Genomic DNA, 26,882 nt, shown 5'->3' on the forward strand with positions numbered 1-26,882 from the left:
GCAGTTCGTAAGGGTCAAGTTCCGTCGGTGTGGAGGGGGTTGGCGATGGTGACGTAGACGGACTGGGTGTCGACCGGGCCGACGAGTTCGTCGAGGCCGTGCAGCCGGGTCAGCAGGTTGGCCTTGCAGCGCAGCGTGGCGCTGTCCAGCAACTGGGCGGGCAGGGGTGAGCCGAGGCCGGCGGCCTTGGTGAGGAACTGGCGCAGGGCGGCGAGGAGTACGCGTTCGTCGGCGAGGTGCTGGGCGCCGAAGGCTCCGACGAGGCCGAGGACGTTGTTGATGCCGAGGTAGTAGGCGAAGCGCTCGTCGGTGACGGCGTCGGCCACGAAGGTGTCGCTGGTTGCGCCGATGCCGGGCAGCCGCCGCTCCAGTGCCGCGCGGTGCGACTCGCGGAAGTAGTAGCCCTGGTTGTCGCGGTAACGGCCGCCCACGGGCCAGCCGTTGGGGTCGAGCAGGACGATGGTGTTCTGCTGGTGGGCCTCCAGGGCGATGCCCGCCGTGCCGTCCAGCCAGAGCAGCGGGCGTACGACCTGGTCGAGGTAGCGCAGGAACCACTCGGCGGACACGGCCGTGGTGGGCCGGCCAGTGCGGGCGGCGAGCCGGCCCACGAGATCCGCCAGGCGCGAATGCGTCCCGGGTCGGCCCGGCAGGGGGCGCGGGGCGGTGAGCGCGGCGATGCAGACGGCGTCGTCGGTGGTGGTGAAGGGGTTGTGGCGGACCACGACGTCGAGCCCCGGAACCGGTTCGCCCTCCGGGGTGTCGACGGCGAGCCAGGCGGGGTCGCGGACGATGTCGAAGCAGGGATGAGCGGACTGCCACTCCTCCCCGAGGCCCGCCCGCAGCAGCCGGTGGACCTCCACGCCCCGGTGCAGTTCCTTGCGGAGGTTCTCGCGGCGGGAGTTGGTGATGCGTACACCGAGCGACAGCTTGAGCATGGCGTCGGCGCCGGGGCGGTGGACGGTGCGGACCGACGACGTGGGGTGCCAGTCGTCGCCGTGGGGGCCCAGGTCGTGCAGGAGTCCGGCGGCGAGGAGGGCCGCGACGGCCGGGCGCTGGACGACGTCGCGGGCCTGCCAGGGGTGGAGGGGCAACGCGACGGTGCCGGGCGGGAGTTGCAGACCCTCCGCGAACCGCTGGGTCAGCGCTCCGGCGGCGACGGTGCGGCCGCCCTCGGTCCACGCCGAGTCGGCGGCCAGCACCGAGGGGTCGACGGCCATCCAGTGCAACGGGAAGGAGCCGTGCAACTCGGGCGAGTAGCGGCGCACTTCGCTCTCCGAGAGGCCCTCGCGGCTCTTGGGAGTGGGGTGCAGCGGGTGCCCCAGGAGGAGGGACTGTTCCGCGGTGAGGAAGAGATCGGCCGTCTCCCGGGGGCCGGGGCGGGTGCGCCGGTCGGCGATGAAGTCGGCGGTGCGGCGCACCGAGTCGGCGACGCGTCCCACGAGGTCGGCGCCCTCGCTCTGGCCCGCCTCGCGGCCGAGCAGGGCGGCGACGGTGACGGCGTCGGCGGGCGGCGCTCCGGCGGAGCCGCCTTCCAGGGCGGGCCGGCCGAAGCGGTGCCAGCCGGTGGCCGACCAGTACGGCACCGGCACGAGCAGGGCGGTGCCGCTGGCGGGGAGCGGGATGCGCAGCACCGGGCCGTCCGGCGCGGCCAGGTCGTTCTCCCGCACCCAGCAGCGCAGCAGGTTCTCGACGGCGGCCGCTTCGGCGGCGGTGCGCGGGTCGGCCGCGTCCAGGGGGTCCGGGTCGAGGCGGGCGGTCAGTCGTTCGCCGTGGATCCCGGCCTTCTGGCGCGGCACCGTCGTCGGCTCGGCCACCAGCGGGCCGCGGTGGGCGGTGACAGGGCCGTCGGCCTCGTGCGCGTCGGATGCGGGAGTGGGGTTCACGGCGGTCTTCCTTGGGAGCTCGTGGGGTGGTCCTGGGTCAGTGGGACGGCCCGGTCTCGGCCCGGTGGTGCGCGGCGGCGGTCCCGGGGCGTGCGCCCGGCTGCGCGGAGCGCGCGGCGGCGGCCAGCGCGTCGGCGAGCCGGTCGAGGACGGCCACGGCCTGTTCGTCGGTGAGGGTGAGCGGGGGCAGCAGCCGTACGACGCCGGAGTGGCGCCCGCCGAGTTCGACGATGAGGCCGCGCCGCAGGCACTCCTGCTGCACGGCCGAGGCGAGGGCGGGCGCGGGCGGCGGCGGGTTTCCGGTGGTGAGGTCCTCGCGCTCCGGGTCGACGAGCTCGACGCCGATCATCAGTCCCCGGCCGCGTACGTCGCCGATGCAGGGGTGATCGGCGGCGAGGCCCTGCAACTGGCCGAGCATCCGGGCGCCGAGCACGGCCGCGCGGTCGGCCAGCCGGTTCTCACGGACGAAGGCGAGGGTGGCCGCGCCCGCCGCCATGGCGAGCTGGTTGCCGCGGAACGTCCCGGCGTGCGCGCCCGGTCCCCAGGCGTCGAGGCCGTCCCGGTAGACGATCACGGCCAGGGGCAGCGAGCCGCCGATGGCCTTGGAGAGCACCATGACGTCGGGCACCACCCCGCTGTGCTCGACCGCCCAGAAGGCCCCGGTCCGTCCGACGCCCGTCTGCACCTCGTCGGCGATCAGCGGGATGGAGCGGCTCGCGGTGATCTCGCGCATGCGGCGCATCCAGGTGTCCGGCGCCGGGACCACCCCGCCCTCGCCCTGCACCGGTTCGAGGATCATTCCGGCGGGGGCGGGGATCCCGCCCTTGGGGTCGTCCAGGAGGTTCTCGGTCCAGCGGGCGGCGGTCTCGGCCCCGCGTTCGCCGCCGATCCCGAACGGGCAGCGGTAGTTCTGCGGATAGGGCAGCCGGGTCACCCCGTCGTCCCGGCCGCCGCCGGAGACGGCGAGGGCTCCCGCGGTCATGCCGTGGTAGGCGCCGGTGAAGGCGAGCATCCCGGTGCGGCCGGTCGCGACGCGGACCAGTTTCAGGGCGGCCTCCACCGCGTCCGTGCCGGCCGGCCCGCAGAACTGGATCCGTCCGTGCTCGGCGAGTTCGCGCGGCAGGGTGGCGAACAGCTCGGTGGTGAAGGCGTCCTTGACCGGCGTCGCGAGATCGAGGACGTGCAGCGGCGCCCCCGAGTCGAGGACCTTGCGGATCGCTTCGAGGACCACGGGGTGGTTGTGCCCGAGGGCCAGTGTTCCGGCGCCCGAGAGGCAGTCGAGATAGCGCCGTCCGTCCGCGCCCTCGATCGTCAGCCCGCGCGCCCGCACCGGCACGATGGGCAGCGAGCGGGCATAGGTGCGCGCCGCCGACTCCCTGAGGGACTGCCTGCGCAGAATGCCCTCCGGGGTGCTGAGCGGCGCCGCCGGAGCTGGTTCGGTCACGGCCACGACTGCTGGTCCTCCCGCTGTGACGGTTCCGTATCGCGTCCGTTGCGCGGTGCGTACTCCCACGCTGAACGCTGACCTGATGTCCCCCGTACGTACCAACGACGCCGGCACCGCGGGATCACGGCCTGACACCAAGTTCCTTGGCTTCAGGCAAGGTTCGCCTTACCAGGGCGGGCCCGGGGTCCCGGCGGGACGGAACCGCGGCCCTGCCGCGCACCGTCCCCCTCGGCACCGGCATAGTGGGGGCCGCACCGACGGCACCGGCCCACGGCGCCGCGGTTCACGAGCGCGTTCACGAGCTCGGAAGACGAAAACGCTTTGATGACGAAGTTCCAGGGGGAATGCGAGATGCGACCGACACGCCCGTCCAGCGCCGAGCGCACGGGGAGGAGAACGCCGCGCGGGGCCTCCTCCGTGCTCGCCGCCCTCGGCCTCACGGCCGCGCTGGCGCTGACCGCCACCGCGTGCGGGCCCGGCGACTCCACCGCAGACGCCAAGCCGACCGCCGCGGCCACCGGCGACAGCGGCGGGCTCCAGATCCCGGACGACGTCAAGGACCAGCTCAAGAAGCACGGGATCGACCCGGACAAGTGGAAGAACGGCGAGTGGCACAACTGGGACCGCGCCAAGTGGCTGCGCGAGGCCAAGGACTACGTCAACCCGATCATCCAGGACCTGTGGGACCCGGACCGGATGCGCAAGGCGGACAAGCCCCCGGAGAAGGCCGTCCCCAATGACATCTCCGGCGACAAGGGCGTCACGGACCAGACGCCGCTGCCCGTCAGGGCCGCCGCGGTGAAGGCTCCGTACCACCAGAGCCTGCCGGAGCTGGGCAAGCTGTTCTTCGACAGCCCCGAGGGCTCGATGGTGTGCTCCGCCACAGTCGTGAAGGACCCGGCGCACCCCGGCAAGTCCAACATGGTGTGGACCGCGGGCCACTGCGTGCACGCGGGCGCCAAGGGCGGCTGGTACCGCAACATCGCCTTCGTCCCCTCGTACAACAACTCCAACCTGCCGATGGCTCAGCTGCAGAAGGCCACCAAGCAGCAGATCGCCCCGTACGGCGTCTACTGGGCGGACTGGGCGCAGACCTCGCAGCAGTGGATCGAGGGAGGCGGCCCGACCGGCGGCCAGGGCGCTCCGTACGACTTCGCGGTGCTGCACGTGACGCCGGAGAAGGGCTCCAACGGCAAGTCCCTGGAGGAGACGGTCGGCGGGGCGCTCGCGGTGGACTTCGACGCCCCGGCCGTGCCGAGGATCAGCGCCATGACGGCCAACGGCTTCCCGGCCGCGCCGCCTTACGACGGCCAGAAGCTGTACCAGTGCAAGGACAGGCCGGGCCGGCTGTCCCTCGACGCGAGTCTGCCGACGATGTACCGCATCGGCTGCACCATGACCGGCGGCTCCTCCGGCGGCGGCTGGATCGCCACCGGCTCGGACGGCAAGCCGTCGCTCGTCTCCAACACCTCCATCGGCCCGGTCACGGCGGGCTGGCTGGCCGGGCCGCGGCTCGGCAAGGAGGCCAAGGGTGTCTACGACTCGGTGAGCACCAAGTACGCCGGGCAGTAGTGCTTTGCGGGGGTCCTGTGAACGCCGGGGCCCCCGTTCGTACCCCCCGTGCCGAGCAGGCATAGTAGGGGGCTGCACGGTGGCGGACGGGCAGAGACCCGCCCACCGTACTGACAAGTACATGGCAAAACCTGCTCTCGACGGGCAGGCTCATCAGGGGGAATCGTTTTCATGCGATCCATACGTCCGTTGCTGGCCGCTTCCGGCCTCGCCGCGGCTCTCGCGCTGACCGCCACCGCGTGCGGTCCGGGCGGGAACGACGCGGACAGCAAGCCGTCCGCCTCCAACTCGGCCCAGGCCGACCCCGCCTCTTCCGCCTCCCTGGCCGACACCCTCAAGAAGCACGGGGTCGACCTCACCAAGTGGAAGGACGGCGGATGGAAGAACTGGGACAAGGACAAGTGGCTTCGTGAGGCCAAGGACTTCGTCAACCCGGTGATCGACGGCTTGTGGAAGCCCGACCGGATGAAGTCCGCCAAGGACCCGCAGAAGACCATGGCCGCCGGTGACGTCAACGGCGGTACGGGCATCTCCGACCCCGAGCCGGCGCCCGTCAGGGCCGTCCAGGAGAAGCTGCCCTACCACAAGTTCGCGGCCCCGGTCGGCAAGGTGTTCTTCGACTCCCCCGAGGGCCCCATGGTGTGCTCGGGCACCGTCGTGAAGGACCCGGCGCACCCCGGCAGGTCCAACATGGTGTGGACCGCGGGCCACTGCGTCCACCAGGGCGGCTCCGGCGGCTGGTACCGCAACATCGCCTTCGTGCCCTCGTACAACGACCAGGGCAAGTCGGCCGCCGCGCTGAACAACGCGCAGCCGCAGGAAGTCGCGCCCTACGGCGTCTACTGGGCCGACTGGGCCTCGACCTCCGGCGAGTGGATCAAGGACGGCGGCCCGACCGGCGGCACCGGCGCCCCGTACGACTACGCGGTGCTGCACGTGAAGCCGCAGAACGGCTCGAAGTCCCTCGAGGAGACGGTCGGCAACGCACTGACGGTCAACTTCTCGGCCCCGCAGGCCCACTCCGTGGGCGCGATGGGCGCCTGGGGCTATCCGGCGGCCCCGCCGTACGACGGTCTGCAGATGTTCAAGTGCGTCGACCGTCCCGGCCAGCTGTCCATCAGCCCCGGCACTCCCCCGATGTACCGGATCGGCTGCACCATGACGGGCGGCTCCTCCGGCGGCGGCTGGTTCATGAACGGCCCCGACGGCACGTCACAGCTGGTCTCCAACACCTCGATCGGCCCGGTCACTTCGGGCTGGCTGGCGGGCCCGCAGCTCGGCGCGGGCGCGAAGGCGCTCTTCGACTCGATGAGCGCGAAGTACGGCGGCCAGTAATCCCGGACGCCCACAGGGCCCGCCCCCTCCGGAGAGGGGGCGGGCCCTGTGTCGTACGTTCAGCGGCGGTGCGTTCCGTCAGTGCGCGGCCGGCACATAGGGAGCGAGCTCGGCGGCGAGCACCTCGTGCACCCGGGCCTTGAGCACGGTGCCCTCCGCCACGTGCTCCTCGGAGATCACCTCGCCCTCGGCGTGCGCCCGGGCGACCAGCTGTCCGTGCGTGTACGGCACCAGCGCCTCGATCTCGATCTCGGGGCGCGGCAGTTCGCTGTCGATGAGCGCGAGCAGCTCCTCGATGCCTTCGCCGGTGCGGGCCGAGACGGCGATGGAGTGCCGCTCGATCCGCAGCAGCCGCTGGAGCACCAGCGGGTCCGCCGCGTCCGCCTTGTTGATCACCACGATCTCGGGCACGTCGACCGCGCCCACATCGCGGATGACCTCGCGCACGGCCGCCAGCTGCTCCTCGGGATCGGGGTGCGCGCCGTCCACCACGTGCAGGATCAGATCGGAGTCACCGACCTCCTCCATGGTGGAGCGGAACGCTTCGACGAGGTGGTGCGGCAGATGCCGTACGAAGCCGACGGTGTCGGCCAGCGTGTACAGCCGCCCGCTGGGCGTCTCGGCCCGGCGCACGGTCGGGTCGAGGGTGGCGAACAGCGCGTTCTCCACCAGCACGCCCGCGCCCGTGAGGCGGTTGAGCAGCGAGGACTTTCCGGCGTTGGTGTACCCGGCGATGGCGACCGAGGGCACCTTGTTGCGGCGGCGCTCCTGGCGCTTGATCTCGCGGCCGGTCTTCATCTCCGCGATCTCACGGCGCATCTTCGCCATCTTCTCGCGGATCCGCCGACGGTCGGTCTCGATCTTGGTCTCACCGGGACCACGGGTGGCCATGCCGCCGCCACCGCTGGACCCGCCGCCGCCCATCTGACGCGACAGCGACTGACCCCAGCCGCGCAGGCGCGGCAGCATGTACTGCATCTGCGCCAGCGAGACCTGCGCCTTGCCCTCACGGGACTTGGCGTGCTGGGCGAAGATGTCGAGGATCAGCGCGGTCCGGTCGACCACCTTGACCTTGACGACGTCTTCGAGGTGGATCAGCTGGCCCGGGCTCAGCTCACCGTCGCAGACCACGGTGTCCGCGCCGGTCTCGAGCACGATGTCCCGCAGCTCCTGCGCCTTGCCGGAGCCGATGTAGGTGGCCGGGTCGGGCTTGTCACGGCGCTGGTAGACGCCGTCGAGCACCAGGGCGCCCGCCGTCTCGGCGAGGGCCGCGAGCTCCGCCAGCGAGTTCTCCGCGTCCTTGAGCGTCCCCGTGGTCCATACGCCGACCAGCACCACACGCTCCAGGCGCAGCTGCCGGTACTCGACCTCGGTGACGTCCTCGAGCTCGGTGGAGAGGCCCGCCACGCGCCGCAGCGCGGCACGCTCGGAGCGGTCCAGCTGTTCGCCGTCGCGCGCTCCGTCGATCTCGTGGCTCCAGGCGACGTCCTCTTCCATCAGGGCATCGGCCCGAAGGCTCTCGGTGCGGTGCGTGTCCGCGAAGCTCTGCTCGTCCTGGGAAGGGGATGAAGAGGAGGTCATTGGATCCTTTACGTCGTTGGAATTCCGGACCGGAATCCGCGCGGGAGTCCGGCTGTGTCGGTCACAACGCGTAATGGGCCCCAATGATTCCCGGAGGAAGGTCCGGCCCCGGCCGCGCCGCCGACGTGAACGATGGTCGCACGGGGCCTCCGGGAGCGTCACCCCGGTTTTCGGGCCCTGCCCGGCCGGGGGCGGGGCCCCGGCCGGCCCCGCCCCCGCGCCCGGCGTCAGGACTTCTTCGGTGTCTGGCTGCGCCAGTCCGGGTGGCCGGGCATCGGCGGCGTCTTCTCCCCGTACAGCCACGCCTTGAAGAACCCGGACAGGTCACGCCCGGCGATCCCTGAGGCCAGCGCGGAGAAGTCGGCGGTCGAGGCGGTGCCGTCCCGGTGGTCGCGCACCCAGTGCCGCTCCAGGCGCTCGAAGGCGCTCGTGCCGATCTCCTCGCGGAGCGCGTAGAGCACCAGGGCGCTGCCGTCGTAGACGACCGGACGGAAGATGCCGATCTTCTGGCCGGGGGCGGCCGCCCGGGGCGCCGCGGGCGGGCCGCCCGCGGCGCGCCAGCCGTCGGACAGGGCGTAGGCGGCCCGCATCCGCTGCTCCATCGGCCGCTTGCCGAATTCTTCGGCATAGCGCGCCTCGTACCAGGTGGCGTGCCCCTCGTTCAGCCAGAGGTCCGACCAGCCGTGCGGCGAGACGCTGTCCCCGAACCAGTGGTGCGCCAGCTCGTGCACCATGACCGAGTCGACGTACCACTCGGGGAATGCCGGCCGGACGAACAGCGACCGCTCGAACAGGGACAGGGTCTGCGTTTCGAGCTCGAAGCCGGTCTCGGCGCCCGCGATCAATACCCCGTACGTCTCGAAGGGGTAGCGCCCGACCTGCCGCTCCATCCACTCGATCTGCCCGGGCGTCTTCTTCAGCCAGGGCTCCAGCTTGGCCTGGTCGGCCGCCGGGACCACGTCGCGGACGGGCAGCCCGTGCGGCCCCTCGCGGTGCAGCACCGCCGAGTGCCCGATCGACACCTGGGCCAGCTCGGTCGCCATGGGGTGGCCGCTGCGGTACGTGGAGACGATCTGCCCGCCGTGGCGCTCGCGCGCGGTGGGCAGCCCGTTGGCCACGACCGTCACGTCCGCCGGCGCGGTCACCCGGAAGGTGAAGTACGCCTTGTCCGAGGGATGGTCGTTGCAGGGGAAGACCCGGTGGGCGGCGTCGGCCTGATTGGCCATCACCAGACCGTCGGTGGTCCGCACCCAGCCGCCGTCGTGCGCCGCGTTCGGGTCGCTGGTGTGCCGTACGACGATGCGCAGGGGTTCGCCGGCGTGGACGGGGCTGTGCGGGGTGAGCACCAGGTCCTCGTCGGCGCTCGCGAACTCCGCCGGCCGCCCGTTGACCTCGACACCGTGCACCGTGCCCCGGGCGAAGTCGAGGTTGATCCGCTCCAGGTCGCCCGTCGCCACGGCGTCGATGGTGGTGACGGCCTCCAACGGTTTCCTGTTGTCGCCCAGATAGGTGAGCCCGATGTCGTACGAGAGCACGTCGTAGCCGGGGTTGCCCAGCGTCGGGAACAGGGGGTCCCCGATTCCCAGGGGCACCGGGGCGGGCAGGGCCGCGGCGACTACGGAGGCCGCGGCTGCGGCCAGCAGCACGGCACGCAGGCGGCGGGAACGGGGGCGGGGGGTGAGCGGCATGCCCTACGGCTACCAGCGCGCGGGGTCGCGGGTCCGCCGACTCGCATGGAGGCCACCCGAACGGGGGCTGGCGGGAGGCGCAGGCCGGACGGTAACCGCCTCGGCTCAGCCCGCGGCCGCCGGATGCTGGGCGCGGCTCACGTCGTAGACCCCCGCCACGTCGCGCATGGTCCGCATGAGGGCGGGCAGACCCGCGGCGTCCGGGAGTTGGAGGGTGTAGGTGTGCCGGACCCGTTGCTCGCTGGGGGGCTCCACGGTCGCGGAGACGATGGCCGCGCCCGCGGTGGCGATGGCCTCGGTGAGGTCGGCCAGGAGGCGGGGGCGCCCGAAGGCCTCGGCGACCAGGGTGACCCTGCACTCCGCGGCGTCCCCCCACCGCACCTCCACGGGTGCGCGGCCCAGGGCCTTCATGCGGGCGACGGCCGGACACTCCTCGCGGTGGACGGTCACCGCCGCCCCGCGCACCGAGAAACCGGTGACCTCGTCGGGCGGCACGGGGGTGCAGCAACCGGCGAGCCGTACGGTCACATCGGGCAGGTCGGTCACCGCGTTGGCGGCCGCGCGCCGGTCGGCCGGGACGTTGACCTGCGGCCGGGGCGCGGCGGCCGGCACCTTGACGCCTTCCGGGTTGGCCGCGAGCCAACCGCTGATCGCGATCCGGGCGGCGGGTGTCCTGGCGTGGTCGAGCCACTCGGAGGAAGGGCCCGAGGTGGCGTCCTGGGCGAGCAGCGGCTGCACGGTGTCGCCGTCGTTCAGGACCGTACTGAGCGTCGCCAGACGGCCGTTGACGCGCGCCCCGATGCAGCTGTGGGCATCCTCGCCGTACTGCGCGTAGGCGGCGTCCACACAGCTCGCGCCGGACGGCAGGACCAGGGTGTGGCCGTCGGCGCTGAAGACCGTGATCTCGCTGTCCCCCGCCAGTTCCTCGCGCAGGGAGGACCAGAAGGTGTCGGGGTCGGGGGCGTTCTGCTGCCAGTCCAGGAGGCGCGAGAGCCAGCCGGGCCGCGTGGGGTCCTCGCGTTCGTCTCCCGGCTGCTGGGCCCCGTCGCCCGGTGCCTGCGCGTACGGGTTGCCGAGTGCGATGACCCCGGCTTCGGCGACCTTGTGCATCTGGTGCGTACGGATGAGGACTTCGGCCACCTCGCCGCCGGGGCCGACGACCGCCGTGTGGAGCGACTGGTACAGGTTGAACTTGGGGGACGCGATGAAGTCCTTGAACTCGGAGACCACCGGCGTGAAACAGGTGTGCAGTTCGCCCAGGACCGCGTAGCAGTCGGCATCCTCGGCGACCAGGACGAGCAGTCGGCCGAAGTCGCTGCCGCGCAGCTCGCCCCGCTTGAGCTGCACCCGGTGCACGGAGACGAAGTGGCGTGGCCTGATCAGGACTTCGGCGTTGATCCCGGCCTCGCGCAGCACACCGCGCACCCCGTCGGCGATGCCGGTGAGCGGGTCGACGGTGCCGGAGTTGGCCGCGATCAGGAGCCTGGTGCGCTCGTACTCCTCGGGGTGCAGGATCGCGAAGACCAGGTCCTCCAGTTCGGACTTGAGGGCCTGGACGCCGAGCCGTTCGGCGAGCGGGATCAGAACGTCCCTGGTCACCTTGGCGATCCGGGCCTGTTTCTCGGGTCGCATCACGCCGAGGGTGCGCATGTTGTGCAGCCGGTCGGCCAGCTTGATCGACATGACGCGTACGTCGTCGCCGGTGGCGACCAGCATCTTGCGGAAGGTCTCCGGCTCGGCCGCGGCTCCGTAGTCGACCTTCTCCAGCTTGGTGACGCCGTCCACCAGATAGGTGACTTCCTCACCGAACTCGGCCCGCACCTGATCGAGCGTCACTTCGGTGTCCTCGACGGTGTCGTGGAGGAGCGAGGCGGTCAACGTGGTGGTCTCGGCGCCCAGTTCGGCGAGGATCAGCGTGACGGCGAGCGGATGCGTGATGTAGGGCTCGCCGCTCTTGCGGAACTGGCCGCGGTGGGACGTTTCGGCGAGCACGTACGCCCGGTGCAGCACGGCCAGGTCGGCGTCGGGGTGGTGGGCCCGGTGGGCGTCGGCCACGTGGCCGATCGCGTCGGGCAGCCGGTCCCGGGAGACCGGGCCGAGCAGTGCCGCGCGACCCAGTCGGCGGAGGTCGATCCGGGGGCGGCCGCGTCGGCGGCTCTGCGCACCAGGATTTGTGGCCTCTGCACTCATGGGGGCACCTCCGGCAGCATCGACCGGTGGTGGAGGGACCGGCGTGCCCCTCCGGACCGGTGCTTGATGCTACCGAGCCCACCACGTGGCGCAGTCCCGCTCTCGCTCAGCGTGAACCGGATCACCCATTCGAGCGAAGGTCCGGGACACAGCCGTTTCGATCCCGACCGCGCCGATCAAGGTGACCCGAGCGCCCTCGCGCGGCGCGGTCAGCCGGCCAGCAACGACGGGTCGATGACGCCCTCGGCGACGATCACCGCGGGCCCGGTCATCTCGATCTCACCGTCCGGGTACTCGGTGATGACCAGGGTGCCGCCGGGCAGGTCGACGGTGTACGTGGCCGGGGTACCGGTGAGCGCCGGGTCGGCCCCGTCCCTGCGGGCGGCCGCGACGGCGACCGCGCAGGCGCCCGTGCCGCAGGAGCGGGTCTCGCCCGCACCCCGCTCGTGGACCCGCATCGCCACGTGCCCGGGGCCGCGGTCCACGACGAACTCGATGTTCACACCGTCCGGGTAGACGTCCGCCGGGCTGAACGGGGGCACCGAACGCAGCTCGCCCGCGTGGTCCAGATCGGCCACGAAGGCGACGGCGTGCGGGTTGCCCATGTTCACGTTGCGCGCGGGCCAGCTGCGGCCGTCCACGCTCACCGTGACCCCGGCCTCGGGGAGCAGGGCGCGTCCCATGGAGACCGTGATGTCACCGCCCTTGGCGAGGTGCACCTTCTTGACGCCGCCCCGGGTGGCGACGGCCAGGTCGCCGTCTTCGACGAGCCCGGCACGCTGCAGATAGCCCGCGAACACGCGCACCCCGTTGCCGCACATCTCGGCGATCGAACCGTCGCCGTTGCGGTAGTCCATGAACCACTCGGCTTCCCCGGCCATGGCCTTCGCCTCCGGGTGGGCCGCGCTGCGCACCACGTGGAGCAGGCCGTCGCCGCCGATTCCGGCCCGGCGGTCGCAGAGCCTGGCGACGGCGGACGCGGGCAGATCGAGGGTGTTGTCCGGGTCCGGGACGATCACGAAGTCGTTCTCGGTCCCGTGGCCCTTGAGGAAGGCGATCGGCGAAGTGTTCACGCGTCAATCGTACGGGGGCGCACCGACAGTCGGCCGGGACGGCCGCCCCGAACCGCGGTCGGGCTCAGCGGAGCCGGGCCACGCGCCAGATCGCGAGGGCGACGACCACGCCGGCGACACCCACGTACAGGGCGAGGACGCGCCAGTCCGGGCGCTCCTTGGAACCCCTGCCGGGCAGCCCCGGCCAGGTGTGGCCGACCCGGCGGGCGGCCATCATGCCCCAGCCCGCCGCGCAGCAGCTGATGAGCAGTCCGAGCATGGCCACGACCGGTCCGCCGTCACCGAACTCGAAGGCCAGCGGGAAGGCGAACATGAGCGAGCCGACCGCCGCGAGCATCACGATGGGGGCGAGCTGCCAGATCCTCAACCGGCGCTGGGGGCGCAGCTCGACCTCGACCTCACCGCCGTCGGACACCGCTCCGACCGAGCCGTCCTCCGGCCCGTCGGGGCTCAGTCCCGAGGCGCCGAGCACGCCGGAGCCGAGTGCCGAGGGCATCGTCCCGGCGGCGTCCGCCGCCCCTTCGGCGGATTCCGCTTGCGCGGGGTTCGGCACCGTCGCACCGTGATCCGTCGAGCCCGGGCGCGCGGCGTCCTGCCGCGATCCTTGCTCTCTGTCCCGAGGGCCGGCCTCCATCGCCACGCGCCCTCCCAACTCGGACTCCACTGGTCGATCGACGTTTGATGATGGCACGCGCAAGAGTGCCGCATTGACCGGCGGAGCGTCCCGATGCCATCACGTGATCAGGCTGTAACCGCTCGTTCGACCAACGCCAGCGCCTGGTGCGGGAGTTCCGCCCGGTGGTCCGCGGCTCCGCTCAACCAGTGGACGCGCGGGTCGCGTCGAAACCAGGAGTCCTGACGGCGTGCGAAGCGCTTGGTGGCGCGCACGGTTTCGGCGCGCGCCTCGTCCTCGGTGCACTCACCGGCGAACGCGGCGAGAACCTGCTGGTAGCCGAGCGCCCGTGAGGCGGTGCGCCCCTCGCGCAGTCCGCGCTCCTCCAGCGCCCGCACCTCGTCGATCAGTCCCGCTTCCCACATCCGGTCGACGCGCACCGTGATCCGCTCGTCGAGCTCCGGCCTGCCGACATCGACACCGATCTGGACGGTGTCGTACACCGACTCGTGGGTGGGGAGGTTGGCCGTGAACGGCCGGCCGGTGATCTCGATCACCTCGAGGGCGCGGACGATGCGGCGGCCATTGCTCGGCAGGATCGCCCGGGCCGCCTCGGGGTCGGCGGCGGCGAGGCGCAGGTGCAGGGCGCCGGGGCCCTCGGCGTCCAGTTCGCTCTCCAGGCGCGCGCGTACGGCCGGGTCGGTGCCGGGGAAGTCCAGCACGTCGATCGCGCCGCGCACATAGAGCCCGGACCCGCCGACGAGGACCGGGGTCCGCCCCTCGGCGAGCAGCCGGTCGATCTCGGCGCGGGCCAGCTTCTGGTAGGTGGCCACGTTGGCCGGTTCGGTCACGTCCCAGATGTCGAGGAGGTGGTGCGGGACGCCGCCGCGCTCGTCGAGCGTCAGCTTGGCGGTACCGATGTCCATCCCCCGGTAGAGCTGCATGGAGTCGGCGTTGACGACCTCGCCGCCCAGCTGCTGGGCGAGGAAGACGCCCAGATCGGACTTTCCGGCCGCTGTCGGACCGACGACGGCGATGACCCGCGGTGCGGGAGCTGCACTTCTCACTGTCACAGTCTCGCAAACCTCCCCGCCCCTCCTCGAACGAGCTACGTGACGGGGCATGGCCGGGTTCGTTGCCTGTTGCGAGGTTCCGAACGCCGGTTTGTTGACCGGTGCCGCCGGGCGACGCAATGAGGCGCTCCGATTGGCACGGGATTTCGCCCACACGAGTACGCTATGGAGTAGATATGGGCGTTTTTTCAAGGTTTCGCCGTAAGGCCGACGAGGCTGTCGCGGAGTCGACCGAGGAAGTGAAGGCCGCCACCCTGACGGCGGACCCGGAGACGGAGACCGAGGGCGACACCGACGCCCCGGCCGACGCCCCGGCGGCCGAGGCTTCCGACGTCGAGGCGGACGAGCGGACCGGGGCGGCGGAGCCCGCCGAGGCCGCGGCGGAGGGGGTCGAGATCCCCAAGCAGCAGTCGGCCGAGGAAGCGGCGGACAACGAGGCCGGCGAAAGCGCTCGGAAGTAGTTTCACAGGGAAGGTGCCCCATGGGTTTCCTGGAGCAATTGAAAGCCAAGCTGGCCCCTGCCAGGGACAAGGTCTCCGACCTCGCGCAGCAGCACGGGGACAAGATCGACCAGGGCCTGGAGAAGGCCGCCAGGCTGGTCGACGAGAAGACCAAGGGCAAGTACAGCGACCAGATCCAGTCAGGTACGGGAAAGGCCAAGGAAGCCCTGGACCGCATGTCCCACAAGGACGACGGGGGCACGCCGCCCGCGTCCACGTCCTGAACCACGCGTGCCGGAGGGCCGTGGAGCTGTCCGCTCCACGGCCCTCCGGCGTGTGCTCGTCCCCTCTGCCAGGTTTCAGGACCAGACGCCGACGAAGTAGCCGACTCCGTACGGCGCGTCCTCATGAAGCAGGCGTCCGGCGAGGCCCGCGTCCCGGGCCGCCCCGGCGAGGACCTGCCAGGGCGCGCGTCCCGCGGCCTTCAGCTCGTACGCCAGCTTGTCGTCCAGGCCCATCAGGGTGCCGGTGTCGGCGGCGCCGAGGGCCGCGGACGCGACCTCGTCGAAGCCGGCGGCCCGCTCGTCCAGGTAGCCCGGCGCCTTCAGGGTGCGGCAGGCGCTGCCGTCGCCCATGACGAGGAGCGCGACCCGGCTGCCCCTGGCGGCCAGTTCCTCTCCGGCGGCGATGCAGAACTTGGGCTCCAGCGTCTCGGCGACGGCAAGTCCCTCGACGGGCGCGTCCGCCCACCCGGCCCGTTCCAGGAGCCAGGCGCCCACCGTGAGCGACAGCGGAAGCTGCTGCTCCCCGGCTTCGCCCGGCCCGAGGCGTACGGACACGTCCACGCCGTACCCGGCGAACGAGCCAACTGCCCCTTGCCGGAAGGCGCCCCCGTGCTCCGCGGGGCCGACCACGACCAGGAGGTCGGGCCGGGACGCGGCGAGGACGCCGACGGCATCGGCGCAGGCGTCGCGCGCCGCGTCGAGTTCCGGCGCGGCACCGGCGGCGACCTCCGGCACGAGAAGAGGCGGGCAGGGGCAGACAGCGGCGGCTACGAGCATGATCCGCAGCCTAGTCCGCTTCCGGCGCCCCGGCCCTGCGGTCCGGGATCAGAGCACCGAACAGCCGCCGGTGGGCTCCGGGAGCGGCGCGGGAACGCCGATCGACGGCAGGCCGAGCATCACACCGGCGGGCTTCTGCGCGGGCGCGGCGTTGCGCTTCTCCCAGGCGTCGCCCGCGCGGGTCCGGCGTACGGCCGTCGTCGGGCCCTCGGCGAGCAGGTGGTGCGGGGCGGCGTAGGTGATCTCGACGGTCACCACGTCGCCCGGGCGCACCTCTTCGTCCGGCTTGGTGAAGTGCACCAGGCGGTTGTCGGGGGCGCGGCCGGAGAGGCGCTGCGTGGAGCCGTCCTTGCGGCCCTCGCCCTCGGCGACCATGACCTCCAGGACGCGACCGACCTGCTTCTTGTTCTCCTCCCAGGAGATCTCCTCCTGAAGGGCGGACAGGCGCATGTAGCGGTCCTGCACGACCTCCTTGGGAATCTGCCCGTCCATGGTCGCCGCCGGGGTCCCGGGGCGCTTGGAGTACTGGAAGGTGAACGCGTTCGCGAAGCGGGCCTCGCGGACCGTGTGCATGGTCTGCTCGAAGTCCTCCTCGGTCTCGCCGGGGAAGCCCACGATGATGTCGGTGGAGATGGCGGCGTGCGGAATGGCGGCACGCACCTTCTCGATGATCCCGAGGAAACGCTCCTGCCGGTACGAGCGGCGCATCGCCTTGAGCACTGTGTCCGAACCGGACTGCAGGGGCATGTGCAGCTGCGGCATCACGTTCGGGGTCTCGGCCATCGCGGCGATCACGTCGTCCGTGAAGTCACGCGGGTGCGGCGAGGTGAAGCGGACCCGCTCCAGGCCCTCGATGGTGCCGCAGGCGCGCAGCAGCTTGCTGAAGGCCTCCCGGTCACCGATGTCCGAACCGTAGGCGTTGACGTTCTGCCCGAGCAGCGTGATCTCGGAGACGCCCTCGGCGACCAGCGCCTCGATCTCGGCCAGGATGTCGCCGGGACGGCGGTCCTTCTCCTTGCCGCGCAGCGCCGGGACGATGCAGAAGGTGCACGTGTTGTTGCAGCCCACCGAGATGGACACCCAGGCCGCGTACGCCGACTCGCGGCGGGTCGGCAGCGTGGACGGGAACGCCTCCAGGGACTCGGCGATCTCGACCTGCGCCTCCTCCTGGATGCGGGCGCGCTCCAGGAGCACCGGCAGCTTGCCGATGTTGTGCGTGCCGAAGACGACATCGACCCAGGGGGCCCGCTGCACGATGGTGTCGCGGTCCTTCTGGGCGAGGCAGCCGCCGACGGCGATCTGCATGCCGGGCCGCTTCGTCTTCATCGGGGCGAGCCTGCCGAGATTGCCGTACAGCTTGTTGTCGGCGTTCTCCCGCACCGCGCAGGTGTTGAAGACGACGACATCGGCATCACCGTCGGCGCCCTCGGGCGCGCGGACATAACCGGCCCCCTCAAGGAGGCCGGACAGCCGCTCGGAGTCGTGGACGTTCATCTGGCACCCGTAGGTGCGCACCTCGTAGGTCTTCGCACTCATCTCGTACACCAGGGTACGGGGCCCGCCACCCCCTGGTCCTCGCGGGCGATGAACTGGCAGGATCCAGCCATGCTCCCCGCTCTGTCCCGGCTCGCCCGCAACCGCGTCCTGCAAGGGTCCGCGGCCGCCGTGGTGGCCGTCGGGCTGCTCGTGTGGTGGCTCTTTCCCTTCGGCAGCCCGTCGCCCGCGGGGACCATCGACTTCAGCACGGGCGTGCGCACCGGGGTCTACCAGCGGTACGGCGAGCTGCTGGAGCAGGCACTCGCGAGCGATCTCCCGGACGTGCACGTCAATCTCCGCACGAGCCAGGGCTCGCAGCAGAACCTGGAGCGCCTGGCCGACGGGATCTCCGACTTCACCGTCGCCACGGCGGACTCCGTCGACAAGTTCCGCCGGGACAACAAACCGGGCGCGGACCGGCTGCGCGGCTGCGCCCGGCTGTACGACGACTACGTGCAGCTGGTGGTGCCCCAGGACTCCCCGGTGCGCTCCGTCGCGGACCTGCGCGGCAAGCGGGTCGCCGTCGGGCAGGACGGTTCCGGGGTACGCCTGCTCGCCGAGCGCCTGCTCCCGGCCGCCGGACTCAACCCGCGGAAGGACATCACCCCCATCCCCGCGGGCATCGACACCATGCCCGACCTGCTGCGGAACAAGCAGATCGACGCCTTCTTCTGGTCCGGGGGGCTGCCGACAACGGCCGTCCTCAAACTCTCCGAGGCGTACCCGATCCGGTTGATCCCGCTCGCGGATCTGGTGTCGGCCCTGCACAAGGCGGACGGCAGCACCGGCTACTACCGGGCGGCGACCATGCCCGCCGACGCCTACCCCAAGGCCCAGCGGGGAGTCCCGGTGCCGACCATCGCCGTGGCGAACCTGCTCGTCACCACCGACCGCACGAACGCCGCCCTGACCGAGGGCTTCACCCGCACGGTCATAAACAGCCGCGACCGCATTGGACGCGAGGTGCACGCGGCCCAGCTGGTGGACCTCCGCACGGCGATCTACACGGATCCGCTGCCGCTGCACGACGGGGCGCGGGACTACTACCGGTCGGTCAAGCCGTGACCGTTTGACCGTCGGTCGTCGGTCGTCGGTCGTCGGTCGTCGGTCGTCGGTCGTCGGTCGTCGGTCAGATGATGACCGCTGAACTCTGATCTCCGATCTCTGAAATCTGTCAGCCGTCAGCCGTCAGCCGTCAGCCGTCAGCCGTCAGCCGTCAGCCAGAGGATGACCGCTGACATTTGAAATCTGTCAGCCGTCGACCCAACACCCCGCCGCGCACGACGACCTCCCGCCCTCACGCCCCCGGTTGCGTACGCGGCACCGTGACGGTCACGCGCAGGCCGTGCGGGGTGTTGTGGGCGTAGGCGATGGTTCCGCCGCCTGCCGCGAGCAGGGCGCGGGAGATGGAGAGGCCGAGGCCGGAGCCCTTGACGTTCTGGTGGCGGCCCGCTCGCCAGAAGCGGTCGCCGATGCGGCCCAGTTCCTCGTCCGAGAGGCCAGGGCCGAGGTCGGTCACCGTCACGGTGGCCCTGGGGCCGTCGACCGCGACGGTGACCCGCACGTCCTCGCCTTCCGGGGTGAACTTCAGCGCGTTGTCGATCACGGCGTCCAGGGCACTGGAGAGCGCCACCGGGTCCGCCCAGCCGGTGGCCGCGGCCGAGCCGTCCGCGATCAGGCGTACGCCCTTGTCCTCGGCGAGCGGCCGCCACGCGGCGACCCGCTCCCCCACCAGTGCCCCGATGTCGGTGAGTTGGAGGTCGGCCGCGGCGTGTTCGGCCAGCGCGAGGCCCAGCAGGTCGTCGAGCACCTGGGCGAGGCGCTTGCCCTCCGTGCGTACCGAGGCGATCTCCTCGTTCCCTTCCGGGAGTTCGAGTGCGAGGAGCTCGATGCGGAGCAGCAGGGCGGACAGCGGGTTGCGCAGTTGGTGCGAGGCGTCGGCGACGAAGGCGCGCTGCTGTTCGAGCACCTCTTCGACGTTGTCGGCCATCTCGTTGAACGAGTGGGCCAGCCTTCGGAGTTCCGGGGGCCCGCCGGCCGCCGCGACGCGCGAGTTCATGCGTCCGGTCGCGATGTCGTGGGTGACGGCGTCCAGGACGCGTACGGGCCTGAGCACCCAGCCGGTCAGCCGGAACGCCGCGCCGACCGCGAGCAGCATGGCCGCGAGCTCGCCCGCTCCGATGAGGAGCCAGCCGTGCAGGGTGCCGGACCGCATGCTTCCGGTGGGTGACTCGGTGACCACGACCGCGATCACATCGCCCTCGCGCACCACGGGCGAGGCCACCACCAGACGGCCTCGCTGCCAGGGCCACACCTGGGCCGGGTCGTGGCTGCGGCGTCCAGCGAGGGCCTCGTGGAAGGCCATGTAGCCCTCGCCCCTGTCGGGCATGTGCCAGCCGTGGGGGGCGCTCGCCATGGCCGTGCCGTTGCGGAAGAACACGCCCGCGTTGATCCCGTACAGGGTCGAATAGCGGGTGAGCTCCTCCTCCAGCGTGGTCAGGCGTTCCGCGCTGTTGGTGTCGTTGCCGTCGGGGGCCGTGACGAACTGGGCCAGCGCGGCGAAGCGCGCCGTGTCGTCGATGCGGTCCACGACCACCCGCTGCTGCTGCGCGCGGGCCACGCTCAGGGCGAGCGGAAAGCCGAACGCGACCAGTACGAGCGCGAGCAGGAAGATGAGGAGCGGGAGAAGGCGGGTGCGCACCGGGGCTCTCGGACCTCAGTGGGCGGCCGGCGCGACGAGCCGGTAGCCGACGCCGCGCACGGTCTCGATCAGTGCAGGCATGCGCAACTTGGAGCGCAGGGAGGCGACGTGCACTTCGAGGGTGCGGCCGGTCCCTTCCCAACTGGTGCGCCACACCTCACTGATGATCTGTTCCCGGCGGAACACGACGCCTGGCCGCTGGGCCAGCAGCGCGAGCAGGTCGAACTCCTTGCGGGTCAGCTGCACGCTCTCGCCGTCGACGCTGACCCGGCGGGTGGGAAGTTCGATCTGCACGCGGCCTAGCCGCAGTTCGGCCTCGACGGACTCGGGCCGGGCGCCCGGCGGCGGGCGCCGGATCACCGCGTGGATACGGGCGATGAGTTCGCCGGTGTCGTACGGCTTGACCACGTAGTCATCGGCGCCCAGGTTCAGGCCGTGGATGCGCGAACGGACGTCGGCGCGGGCGGTCACCATGATCACTGGGGTGGCGGTGCGCTTGCGGATCTTGCCGCAGACCTCGTAGCCGTCCTGGTCGGGCAGCCCGAGGTCGAGCAGGACCACACCGAAGGGCGGTTTGGCACTGCGGTCGTCAGGAAGGAGGGCCTGGAGCGCCTCCTCGCCGTTGCGGGCGTGCTTCACCTCGAAGCCGTGCTTGCCGAGCACGGCGGACAGGGCGGCGGCGACATGGTCGTCGTCCTCGACGAGCAGCAGTCTCATGGCCCCCCTTCCTGGATTTCGCGGACGTTCCCCGGCCCACAGGCCTGAACGATCATCGGCCGCGTCACGGCATGTACCCCCGAATCCATGCCCATGGGCGCCACTTCGGTCAAGGGGGCGCCCGCCCTTGCGCACCATCCGTTACGGAGCCGGTATTCCCCCGGGGTGCCCGCTCACCCAGAGTGCTTCCACGCAACCGGATCGTTATGCTCAAGTTCCGCTCAGATGTAATGACGCTGGTCACGACTCCCCACTACGGTCCTCCCCAACCGAGGAGGACGGAGCAAGAAGCCGATGAGCGGAGTATCAGTGGCCAAGGGGACCGAGGACGCCGTACCCGCGTCGGGTGACCTGGTCGTGCTGAACAACGTCAACAAACACTTCGGCGCGCTGCATGTGCTCCAGGACATCGACCTGACCATCGCCCGTGGCGAGGTCGTCGTCGTCATCGGGCCCTCAGGGTCCGGGAAGTCCACGCTGTGCCGCACCATCAACCGCCTGGAGACGATCGATTCCGGGGCGATCTCGATCGACGGCAAGCCGCTGCCCCAGGAGGGCAGGGAGCTGGCGCGGCTGCGTGCCGATGTCGGCATGGTCTTCCAGTCGTTCAACCTCTTCGCGCACAAGACGGTGCTGGAGAACGTGATGCTGGGCCAGGTGAAGGTCCGCAAGGCCGACAAGCAGGAGGCCGAGCAGAAGGCCCGCACCCTGCTCGACCGGGTCGGCGTCGGTACCCAGGCCGACAAGTACCCGGCGCAGCTCTCCGGAGGCCAGCAGCAACGCGTCGCGATCGCCCGGGCGTTGGCGATGGACCCGAAGGTGATGCTCTTCGACGAGCCCACGTCGGCGCTCGACCCCGAGATGATCAACGAGGTCCTCGAGGTCATGCAGCAGCTGGCGCGGGACGGGATGACCATGGTCGTCGTCACCCACGAGATGGGCTTCGCCCGCTCCGCCGCGAACCGGGTCGTCTTCATGGCCGACGGCAAGATCGTCGAAGAGGCCACGCCGGACCAGTTCTTCAGCAACCCGCGCAGCGACCGGGCCAAGGACTTCCTGTCGAAGATCCTGCACCACTGACGACCGTCGGCCGGCAGACACCGACTGGCCGACGGCAGCCGACAGATGACGGATGGCGGATGCCGGGATGTCAGACGGCAGATGCCGGACATCGACCGGCTGCCTGACGGCCGACGTCCGCCGGGCCGACGGCTACCGCCCGACGCCCGCCGTCCGGCGGCCGACGCCTGACAGTCACCGGATCGCAACTGTCAGATGGCAGATAAGAGATGACAGACGGCAGAGGTCCGATGTCAACTGACTCTCGACGCCTGGCAATTGTCGGCCGACCGATGACGACCAACGACCCACGACGCAAGGAATGTTCGCCATGATGCTCCGCAAGTCCGCCGCCGTCGCGGCGATCGCCGCGCTCGCCCTGACCGCGACCGCCTGTGGCGGCAAGTCCGGCTCCGCCGGTGACAAGCAGTCGGCCCAGCCGGGCTCCAGCGGCGCACCGCAGCTGCCGACCTACACCGTCGCCTCGAACGTCACACTCGACTCGGCGACCTTCAAGGCGGCCAAGTCGCGCGGCAAGCTGATCATCGGCTCCAAGGCCGACCAGCCCTACCTCGGCTTCGAGGACCAGTCGACCAAGGAGCGCTCCGGCTTCGACGTCGAGATCGCCAAGATGATCGCCGCCGACCTGGGCTTCAAGGCCGACCAGATCGAGTGGAAGACCGTCGACTCCGGCGTGCGCGAGACCGCGATCTCCAAGGGACAGGTCGACTACTACGTCGGCACCTACACGATCAACGACAAGCGCAAGAAGCTCGTCGGCTTCGCCGGCCCGTACTACAAGGCCGGTGCCGACCTGCTCGTCCGCAAGGACGACACCTCCATCACCGGCAAGGACTCCGTCAAGGGCAAGAAGGTCTGCTCGATCGTCGGCTCCACGCCGCTGCAGGAGATCAAGAAGCCCGAGTACGGCGCCTCCGTCGTCGAGCTCTCCAAGTACTCGGACTGCGTGCAGCAGCTCCTGTCCAAGCAGGTCGACGCGGTCACCACCGACGACGCGATCCTCAAGGGCTACGCCGCCAAGAACTCCGGCAAGCTCCGGGTGGTCGGCAAGCCGTTCACCGAGGAGCCGTACGGCATCGGCATGAACAAGGACGACAAGGCGCTGCGCGACTTCATCAACGCCGCCCTCGAGAAGCACGAGCAGGACGGCACCTACAAGAAGATCTACGACGCCACGCTCGGCCTGTCCGGCTCCACCTACCAGGCCCCGCCGGCCGTCGTCCGCTACTGATCGACGCCGCTTGAAGCGCCCCGTACCCGGTACGGGGCGCCAAGGCCCTGCCGCCACCCGATGACCCAGCCGCTGCCCGCCGACGCGGAGACCTCATGAACGTACTGCTCGACCATTTCGCGGACTTCCGCGACGGCTTCATAGGCACCGTGGAGATCACGGCCATCAGCTCGGTCATCGCCCTGGTGCTCGGCCTGCTGCTCGCCGGATTCCGGGTCTCTCCCGTGCCGCCGCTGCGCTTCTTCGGCACCGCCTGGGTGACGCTGCTCCGCAACACCCCGCTGACGCTGCTGTTCCTGGTCTTCTTCTTCGTCGTACCGGAGATCCTCTTCCCCGGGATGAGCCCGTTCCTGCTGGGTTCGCTCGCGCTCGGCTTCTACACCGCGTCGTTCGTCTGCGAGGCCGTCAGGTCCGGTATCAGCACGGTGCCGCTGGGCCAGGCCGAGGCCGCGCGGTCGATCGGCATGAGCTTCACGCAGACCCTGCGCATCATCGTGCTGCCGCAGGCGACGCGGACGGTCATCCCGCCACTGAGCTCCATCTTCATCGCCCTCACCAAGAACTCGGCGATCGCCGGCGCCTTCAGCGTCACCGAACTGTTCGGCTGGCAGAAACTGATGAGTGACCAGGGATATGACATTGTCCCCGTCTTCCTCTGGGTGGCTCTCGGCTATCTGATCGTCACCTTCGCCATCAGCGGTCTCTTCCGCCTGCTTGAGCGCCGTATGGAGGTCGCCCGATGAGCGCCAGCGTTCTCTACGACGCCCCCGGCCCCAAGGCCGTCGTACGCAACCGGATCTACGCCGTCATCGGCACCCTCGCGCTCCTCGCCCTGATCGCCGTCGCGATCGTCCGGCTCTCGGACAAGGGCGACCTCGACTACGCGATGTGGGACATCTTCAACTACGCGGGCATCCGGCAGAACATCGCCGACGCGGTCCTCGCCACCCTCAAGGCGTTCGGCCTCGCCGCCGTGGGTTCGCTGGTGCTCGGCGTGCTGCTCGCGGTGGCCCGGCTCTCCGACCACAAGCCGGTCCGCTGGGCCGCAACCGCCTTCATCGAGCTGTTCCGTTCCATCCCGCTGCTCATCACGATCTACGCGGTCTGGGTCGGGTTCCTCACCGACTACTCGATGTGGGCGCTGGCCCTCGGCCTGTCGATCTACAACGGCTGTGTCCAGGCCGAGGTGCTGCGCGCGGGCGTCAACTCCGTCCCCAAGGGACAGCGCGAGGCGGCGTACGCGCTGGGCATGAGCAAGACGCAGGTCATGACCAGCGTCCTCATGCCGCAGGCCGTCCGGGCGATGCTGCCGACGATCATCAGCCAGCTCGTCGTCACCCTCAAGGACACCTCGCTCGGCTTCATCATCCTGTACCCGGAGCTGCTCCAGACCGCGCGTCTGATCGCGAGCAACACCCAGGTGAACGGCCAGTACCCGTACGTCTCGACCATCGTCGTCATCGGCTCCATCTACGTGGCGATGTGTCTGGTGCTCTCCGCGCTCGCCACCTGGATCGAGAAGCGCGGTCGCCGGGCGAAGACGGGCATCGCCATGGGAGCGGCCGCCGCGCCGATCGCAGGCGCCGGCACCGGCACCGCCCTTGCTGCCGAAGGGGCCGATGGTCCCGACGTGGCGCCCGCGTCGACGAACTGACGGCATATGAGGCAGTGACGTTCGCGTCGCTGCCTCCGTCACTTGACGCAAGCACGCGCAGTGGGTTGCATACGTTCTGTGATCGTGCACCGGGTTCCTCGCGCCACCTGCAAGCCGTCCCGACCCGTGTCGGGAGCCACGCCGTGGACCCGGTGATCGTCGTCGGCGCCGGTCCGGTCGGACTGGCGCTGGCACTCTCCCTCGCCGCCCAGGGCGTGCCCTCCGTGGTCCTCGACGAAGGCCAGGGCGACGACGAAGCCCGTCCGGTCCGCACCGTCGTACTGCGCCCGGACACCGCCTCGTTCGTGGCGGGCCTCAGCGGCACCACGGTGCGCGACGCGGGCACCCGCTGGGTCGCCTGGCGGTCCATGCGGCGCGGCCGACTGCTGCGCCACGTCGCGTTCGGCGAGACCCCGGACGCGGACCCGTCCCCGGTCCACCTGCCGCAGCACGCCCTGACGCGCGGGCTGCGCGACGCCCTTGCCGCGTCCGGTCTCGTACGCGTGGTCACGCAGAGCCGCGTCGACGCGCTGGAACAGGACACGGCAGGCGTCTCGGTCCACACCTCCGGCCCCGGCGGAACCTGGTGGCGCGGCAGCTACGTCATCGGCTGCGACGGCGCCCGCTCCACCGTCCGCAAACTGCTCGACATCCGCTTCGCCGGCCGTACGGCGGTGGAACGCCAGGCCGTCGTGGCCCTGCGCACCGAACTCCCTTGGCCGGGTGAGGCGTTGCTCCACCGGCTTCCGCCGTGGCGCGCCAGTGGCGACGAGGTGACGGCCCGCCCGCTCCGGGACGGAGTCTGGCGCCTGGACTGGCTGCTCCCGCCCCGCGCCGAACTGGTCACGCCCGACGCCCTGGTGGGCCGTGTCCGGGACACGCTGGCGGGCTGGTGCGGGTCGACACCGGCGTACGAGCTCCTCGACACCGGCGTCCACACCGTGCACCACCGCCTGGCACGGCGCTGGAGGGTGCGCCGCGCGTTCCTGGCCGGGGACGCCGCGCACCTCGTCGGCGCGCTCGGCACGCAGGCGCTGGACGAGGGTATGCGGGACGCGCAGAACCTCGCCTGGAAGCTGGCCCAGGCCTGGCACCACGGTGCCTCGGAGGCACTCCTGGACAGCTACCAGACGGAACGGCGGGCAGCGGTCGCGGCCCGGCTGCGCGCGGCCGACCAGTCCCTGCCGATCCTGCGCGGCGGCGCCGGGCCGCGCGGCTGGATTCCGGGCGCCGCACGCGGCCACGACGCCCTCGTGACCGACGGCCACCTGGGGCGCGGACCGCTCGGCGCGCCCCCCGCCTACCCGCACTCCCCCCTCATGCCCCCCTACGCCGAGTCGCACATCCCGGTGGGCACGCAACTCGGCGCACCCGTCGCCGACGTGGGCGTCACGGCCCCCGACGGCTCGACCGTGACCCTGCGGGACCGGCTCGGCAAGGGCAGGCTCCTGGTGGTCCTGGTCGCGCCGGGCACCGGCGTGTGGGACCGCCGCCACTGGCTCACGGCCGGCATCATGCCGCGCCTGACCGCCGCGGTGTCGTCCCTGCCCCTGGACGCCGAACTCCTGGTCGCCGAGGACTATCCCGGAGCCCCCGCCCACGCCGTCCTGCTCGTGCGCCCCGACGGGCACTTGGTCGCGGCGTTCAACGGCGTACAGCCCGCCCATCTGCGCGCCGCGGCCGACGCGGTACGAGGCGGAACGGGGAGGGGCGATGCCGGCGGGGGTGTTGAGGACGCTGATGCGAGTGCTGGCGCCGCAGCAGATGCGGCGGAGGCGGAGGCGGAGGGGCGGACAGTGGACGTCAACTGACCTCTGTCAGCGGTCGGTTGAGGTCTGGCGGAGCCTGGTTGATATCTGTCAGCCGTTGGCTGGTGCCTGTCATCTGACGGCGGCCAACTGACGTCTGGCATCTGACATCTGCCATTGGCCACCGGCGACCGGCGACCGGTCGCGCGACGGCTGACGGCTGACGGCTGACGGCTGACGGCTGACGGCTGACGGCTGA

The 26,882-nt window shown here is 71.2% G+C and carries 22 protein-coding genes; 10 read left to right on the forward strand and 12 right to left on the reverse strand.

Annotated elements, in window-relative coordinates:
* Positions 1-14: 14 nt before the first annotated feature.
* On the reverse strand, positions 15-1,883 hold the full coding sequence (locus DT019_RS34525; RefSeq protein ID WP_114040940.1) for an IucA/IucC family protein: 1,869 nt from the start codon (positions 1,881-1,883) through the stop codon (positions 15-17).
* Positions 1,884-1,920: 37 nt separating this feature from the next.
* The gene (locus DT019_RS34530; RefSeq protein ID WP_114040941.1) at positions 1,921-3,333 is read right to left on the reverse strand and encodes a diaminobutyrate--2-oxoglutarate transaminase family protein; all 1,413 of its coding nucleotides are present in this window, start codon (positions 3,331-3,333) and stop codon (positions 1,921-1,923) included.
* 348 nt (positions 3,334-3,681) lie between these two features.
* Here DT019_RS34530 and DT019_RS34535 point away from each other — a divergent pair, with 348 nt between their 5' ends.
* Together DT019_RS34535 and DT019_RS34540 are read left to right on the forward strand one after the other, a co-directional pair.
* Positions 3,682-4,902, forward strand: a complete 1,221-nt coding sequence (locus DT019_RS34535) for a trypsin-like serine peptidase (protein WP_114040987.1) — start codon at positions 3,682-3,684, stop codon at positions 4,900-4,902.
* A 171-nt stretch (positions 4,903-5,073) separates the two neighbouring features.
* Entirely contained in the window at positions 5,074-6,237 is a 1,164-nt protein-coding gene (locus DT019_RS34540) for a trypsin-like serine peptidase (RefSeq protein WP_114040942.1), read from the forward strand.
* A gap of 78 nt (positions 6,238-6,315) precedes the next feature.
* On the opposite strand, the gene hflX is transcribed toward DT019_RS34540, so the two are convergent.
* The 6 genes from hflX to miaA all read right to left on the reverse strand — a co-directional run bounded on the left by hflX (position 6,316) and on the right by miaA (position 14,449).
* On the reverse strand, positions 6,316-7,818 hold the full coding sequence (gene hflX, locus DT019_RS34545; RefSeq protein WP_114040943.1) for a GTPase HflX: 1,503 nt from the start codon (positions 7,816-7,818) through the stop codon (positions 6,316-6,318).
* A 227-nt stretch (positions 7,819-8,045) separates the two neighbouring features.
* Positions 8,046-9,506, reverse strand: coding sequence for a M1 family metallopeptidase (locus DT019_RS34550; RefSeq protein WP_114040944.1), 1,461 nt, complete (start codon positions 9,504-9,506; stop codon positions 8,046-8,048).
* 105 nt (positions 9,507-9,611) lie between these two features.
* On the reverse strand, positions 9,612-11,696 hold the full coding sequence (locus DT019_RS34555; protein WP_114040945.1) for a RelA/SpoT family protein: 2,085 nt from the start codon (positions 11,694-11,696) through the stop codon (positions 9,612-9,614).
* A 209-nt stretch (positions 11,697-11,905) separates the two neighbouring features.
* On the reverse strand, positions 11,906-12,769 hold the full coding sequence (gene dapF, locus DT019_RS34560) for a diaminopimelate epimerase (protein WP_114040946.1): 864 nt from the start codon (positions 12,767-12,769) through the stop codon (positions 11,906-11,908).
* A 64-nt stretch (positions 12,770-12,833) separates the two neighbouring features.
* A complete protein-coding gene (locus DT019_RS34565; protein WP_223279911.1) occupies positions 12,834-13,265 on the reverse strand; it encodes a hypothetical protein in 432 nt (143 codons plus the stop codon).
* Between the two features lie 245 nt (positions 13,266-13,510).
* A complete protein-coding gene (gene miaA / locus DT019_RS34570; RefSeq protein ID WP_114040948.1) occupies positions 13,511-14,449 on the reverse strand; it encodes a tRNA (adenosine(37)-N6)-dimethylallyltransferase MiaA in 939 nt (312 codons plus the stop codon).
* A gap of 182 nt (positions 14,450-14,631) precedes the next feature.
* Here miaA and DT019_RS34575 point away from each other — a divergent pair, with 182 nt between their 5' ends.
* Together DT019_RS34575 and DT019_RS34580 are read left to right on the forward strand one after the other, a co-directional pair.
* Positions 14,632-14,916, forward strand: coding sequence for a hypothetical protein (locus DT019_RS34575; RefSeq protein ID WP_114040949.1), 285 nt, complete (start codon positions 14,632-14,634; stop codon positions 14,914-14,916).
* A gap of 20 nt (positions 14,917-14,936) precedes the next feature.
* The gene (locus tag DT019_RS34580; RefSeq protein ID WP_114040950.1) at positions 14,937-15,179 is read left to right on the forward strand and encodes an antitoxin; all 243 of its coding nucleotides are present in this window, start codon (positions 14,937-14,939) and stop codon (positions 15,177-15,179) included.
* Positions 15,180-15,254: 75 nt separating this feature from the next.
* On the opposite strand, the gene DT019_RS34585 is transcribed toward DT019_RS34580, so the two are convergent.
* Positions 15,255-15,956 carry a class III extradiol dioxygenase subunit B-like domain-containing protein gene (locus DT019_RS34585; protein WP_114040951.1) on the reverse strand — a complete coding sequence of 234 codons (702 nt, stop codon included), beginning with the start codon at positions 15,954-15,956 and terminating at the stop codon, positions 15,255-15,257.
* 48 nt (positions 15,957-16,004) lie between these two features.
* Positions 16,005-17,492, reverse strand: a complete 1,488-nt coding sequence (gene miaB / locus DT019_RS34590) for a tRNA (N6-isopentenyl adenosine(37)-C2)-methylthiotransferase MiaB (RefSeq protein ID WP_114040988.1) — start codon at positions 17,490-17,492, stop codon at positions 16,005-16,007.
* Positions 17,493-17,561: 69 nt separating this feature from the next.
* On the opposite strand from miaB, the gene DT019_RS34595 reads away from it, so the two are divergent.
* On the forward strand, positions 17,562-18,557 hold the full coding sequence (locus DT019_RS34595) for a TAXI family TRAP transporter solute-binding subunit (RefSeq protein WP_114040952.1): 996 nt from the start codon (positions 17,562-17,564) through the stop codon (positions 18,555-18,557).
* A gap of 232 nt (positions 18,558-18,789) precedes the next feature.
* On the opposite strand, the gene DT019_RS34600 is transcribed toward DT019_RS34595, so the two are convergent.
* Entirely contained in the window at positions 18,790-20,193 is a 1,404-nt protein-coding gene (locus DT019_RS34600; RefSeq protein WP_114040953.1) for a sensor histidine kinase, read from the reverse strand.
* Between the two features lie 15 nt (positions 20,194-20,208).
* A complete protein-coding gene (locus DT019_RS34605) occupies positions 20,209-20,910 on the reverse strand; it encodes a response regulator transcription factor (RefSeq protein ID WP_114040954.1) in 702 nt (233 codons plus the stop codon).
* 294 nt (positions 20,911-21,204) lie between these two features.
* On the opposite strand from DT019_RS34605, the gene DT019_RS34610 reads away from it, so the two are divergent.
* The 5 genes from DT019_RS34610 (at position 21,205) to DT019_RS34630 (ending at position 26,686) form a co-directional block, all read left to right on the forward strand.
* Positions 21,205-21,990, forward strand: a complete 786-nt coding sequence (locus tag DT019_RS34610; protein ID WP_114040955.1) for an amino acid ABC transporter ATP-binding protein — start codon at positions 21,205-21,207, stop codon at positions 21,988-21,990.
* A 310-nt stretch (positions 21,991-22,300) separates the two neighbouring features.
* Positions 22,301-23,221 carry a glutamate ABC transporter substrate-binding protein gene (locus DT019_RS34615; protein ID WP_114040956.1) on the forward strand — a complete coding sequence of 307 codons (921 nt, stop codon included), beginning with the start codon at positions 22,301-22,303 and terminating at the stop codon, positions 23,219-23,221.
* A gap of 95 nt (positions 23,222-23,316) precedes the next feature.
* A complete protein-coding gene (locus DT019_RS34620) occupies positions 23,317-23,964 on the forward strand; it encodes an amino acid ABC transporter permease (protein ID WP_114040957.1) in 648 nt (215 codons plus the stop codon).
* A complete protein-coding gene (locus tag DT019_RS34625; protein ID WP_223279905.1) occupies positions 23,961-24,875 on the forward strand; it encodes an amino acid ABC transporter permease in 915 nt (304 codons plus the stop codon). The genes DT019_RS34620 and DT019_RS34625 overlap by 4 nt, the downstream gene beginning before the upstream one ends.
* Positions 24,876-25,018: 143 nt before the next feature.
* Positions 25,019-26,686, forward strand: coding sequence for an FAD-dependent monooxygenase (locus DT019_RS34630; protein ID WP_114040958.1), 1,668 nt, complete (start codon positions 25,019-25,021; stop codon positions 26,684-26,686).
* Positions 26,687-26,882 lie beyond the last annotated feature (196 nt).

Source organism: Streptomyces sp. SDr-06, assembly GCF_003324565.1.
Classification (GTDB): domain Bacteria; phylum Actinomycetota; class Actinomycetes; order Streptomycetales; family Streptomycetaceae; genus Streptomyces.

Excerpts from the sequence above, each read along its gene's own strand:
- DT019_RS34535 (WP_114040987.1), top strand. The coding sequence starts at position 3,682 with ATGCGACCGACACGCCCGTCCAGCGCCGAGCGCACGGGGAGGAGAACG.
- DT019_RS34540 (WP_114040942.1), top strand. The coding sequence starts at position 5,074 with ATGCGATCCATACGTCCGTTGCTGGCCGCTTCCGGCCTCGCCGCGGCT.
- hflX (WP_114040943.1), bottom strand. The coding sequence starts at position 7,818 with ATGACCTCCTCTTCATCCCCTTCCCAGGACGAGCAGAGCTTCGCGGAC.
- DT019_RS34550 (WP_114040944.1), bottom strand. The coding sequence starts at position 9,506 with ATGCCGCTCACCCCCCGCCCCCGTTCCCGCCGCCTGCGTGCCGTGCTG.
- DT019_RS34555 (WP_114040945.1), bottom strand. The coding sequence starts at position 11,696 with ATGAGTGCAGAGGCCACAAATCCTGGTGCGCAGAGCCGCCGACGCGGC.
- DT019_RS34565 (WP_223279911.1), bottom strand. The coding sequence starts at position 13,265 with ATGCCCTCGGCACTCGGCTCCGGCGTGCTCGGCGCCTCGGGACTGAGC.
- DT019_RS34575 (WP_114040949.1), top strand. The coding sequence starts at position 14,632 with ATGGGCGTTTTTTCAAGGTTTCGCCGTAAGGCCGACGAGGCTGTCGCG.
- DT019_RS34580 (WP_114040950.1), top strand. The coding sequence starts at position 14,937 with ATGGGTTTCCTGGAGCAATTGAAAGCCAAGCTGGCCCCTGCCAGGGAC.
- DT019_RS34585 (WP_114040951.1), bottom strand. The coding sequence starts at position 15,956 with ATGCTCGTAGCCGCCGCTGTCTGCCCCTGCCCGCCTCTTCTCGTGCCG.
- miaB (WP_114040988.1), bottom strand. The coding sequence starts at position 17,492 with ATGAGTGCGAAGACCTACGAGGTGCGCACCTACGGGTGCCAGATGAAC.
- DT019_RS34595 (WP_114040952.1), top strand. The coding sequence starts at position 17,562 with ATGCTCCCCGCTCTGTCCCGGCTCGCCCGCAACCGCGTCCTGCAAGGG.
- DT019_RS34605 (WP_114040954.1), bottom strand. The coding sequence starts at position 20,910 with ATGAGACTGCTGCTCGTCGAGGACGACGACCATGTCGCCGCCGCCCTG.
- DT019_RS34610 (WP_114040955.1), top strand. The coding sequence starts at position 21,205 with ATGAGCGGAGTATCAGTGGCCAAGGGGACCGAGGACGCCGTACCCGCG.
- DT019_RS34615 (WP_114040956.1), top strand. The coding sequence starts at position 22,301 with ATGATGCTCCGCAAGTCCGCCGCCGTCGCGGCGATCGCCGCGCTCGCC.
- DT019_RS34620 (WP_114040957.1), top strand. The coding sequence starts at position 23,317 with ATGAACGTACTGCTCGACCATTTCGCGGACTTCCGCGACGGCTTCATA.
- DT019_RS34625 (WP_223279905.1), top strand. The coding sequence starts at position 23,961 with ATGAGCGCCAGCGTTCTCTACGACGCCCCCGGCCCCAAGGCCGTCGTA.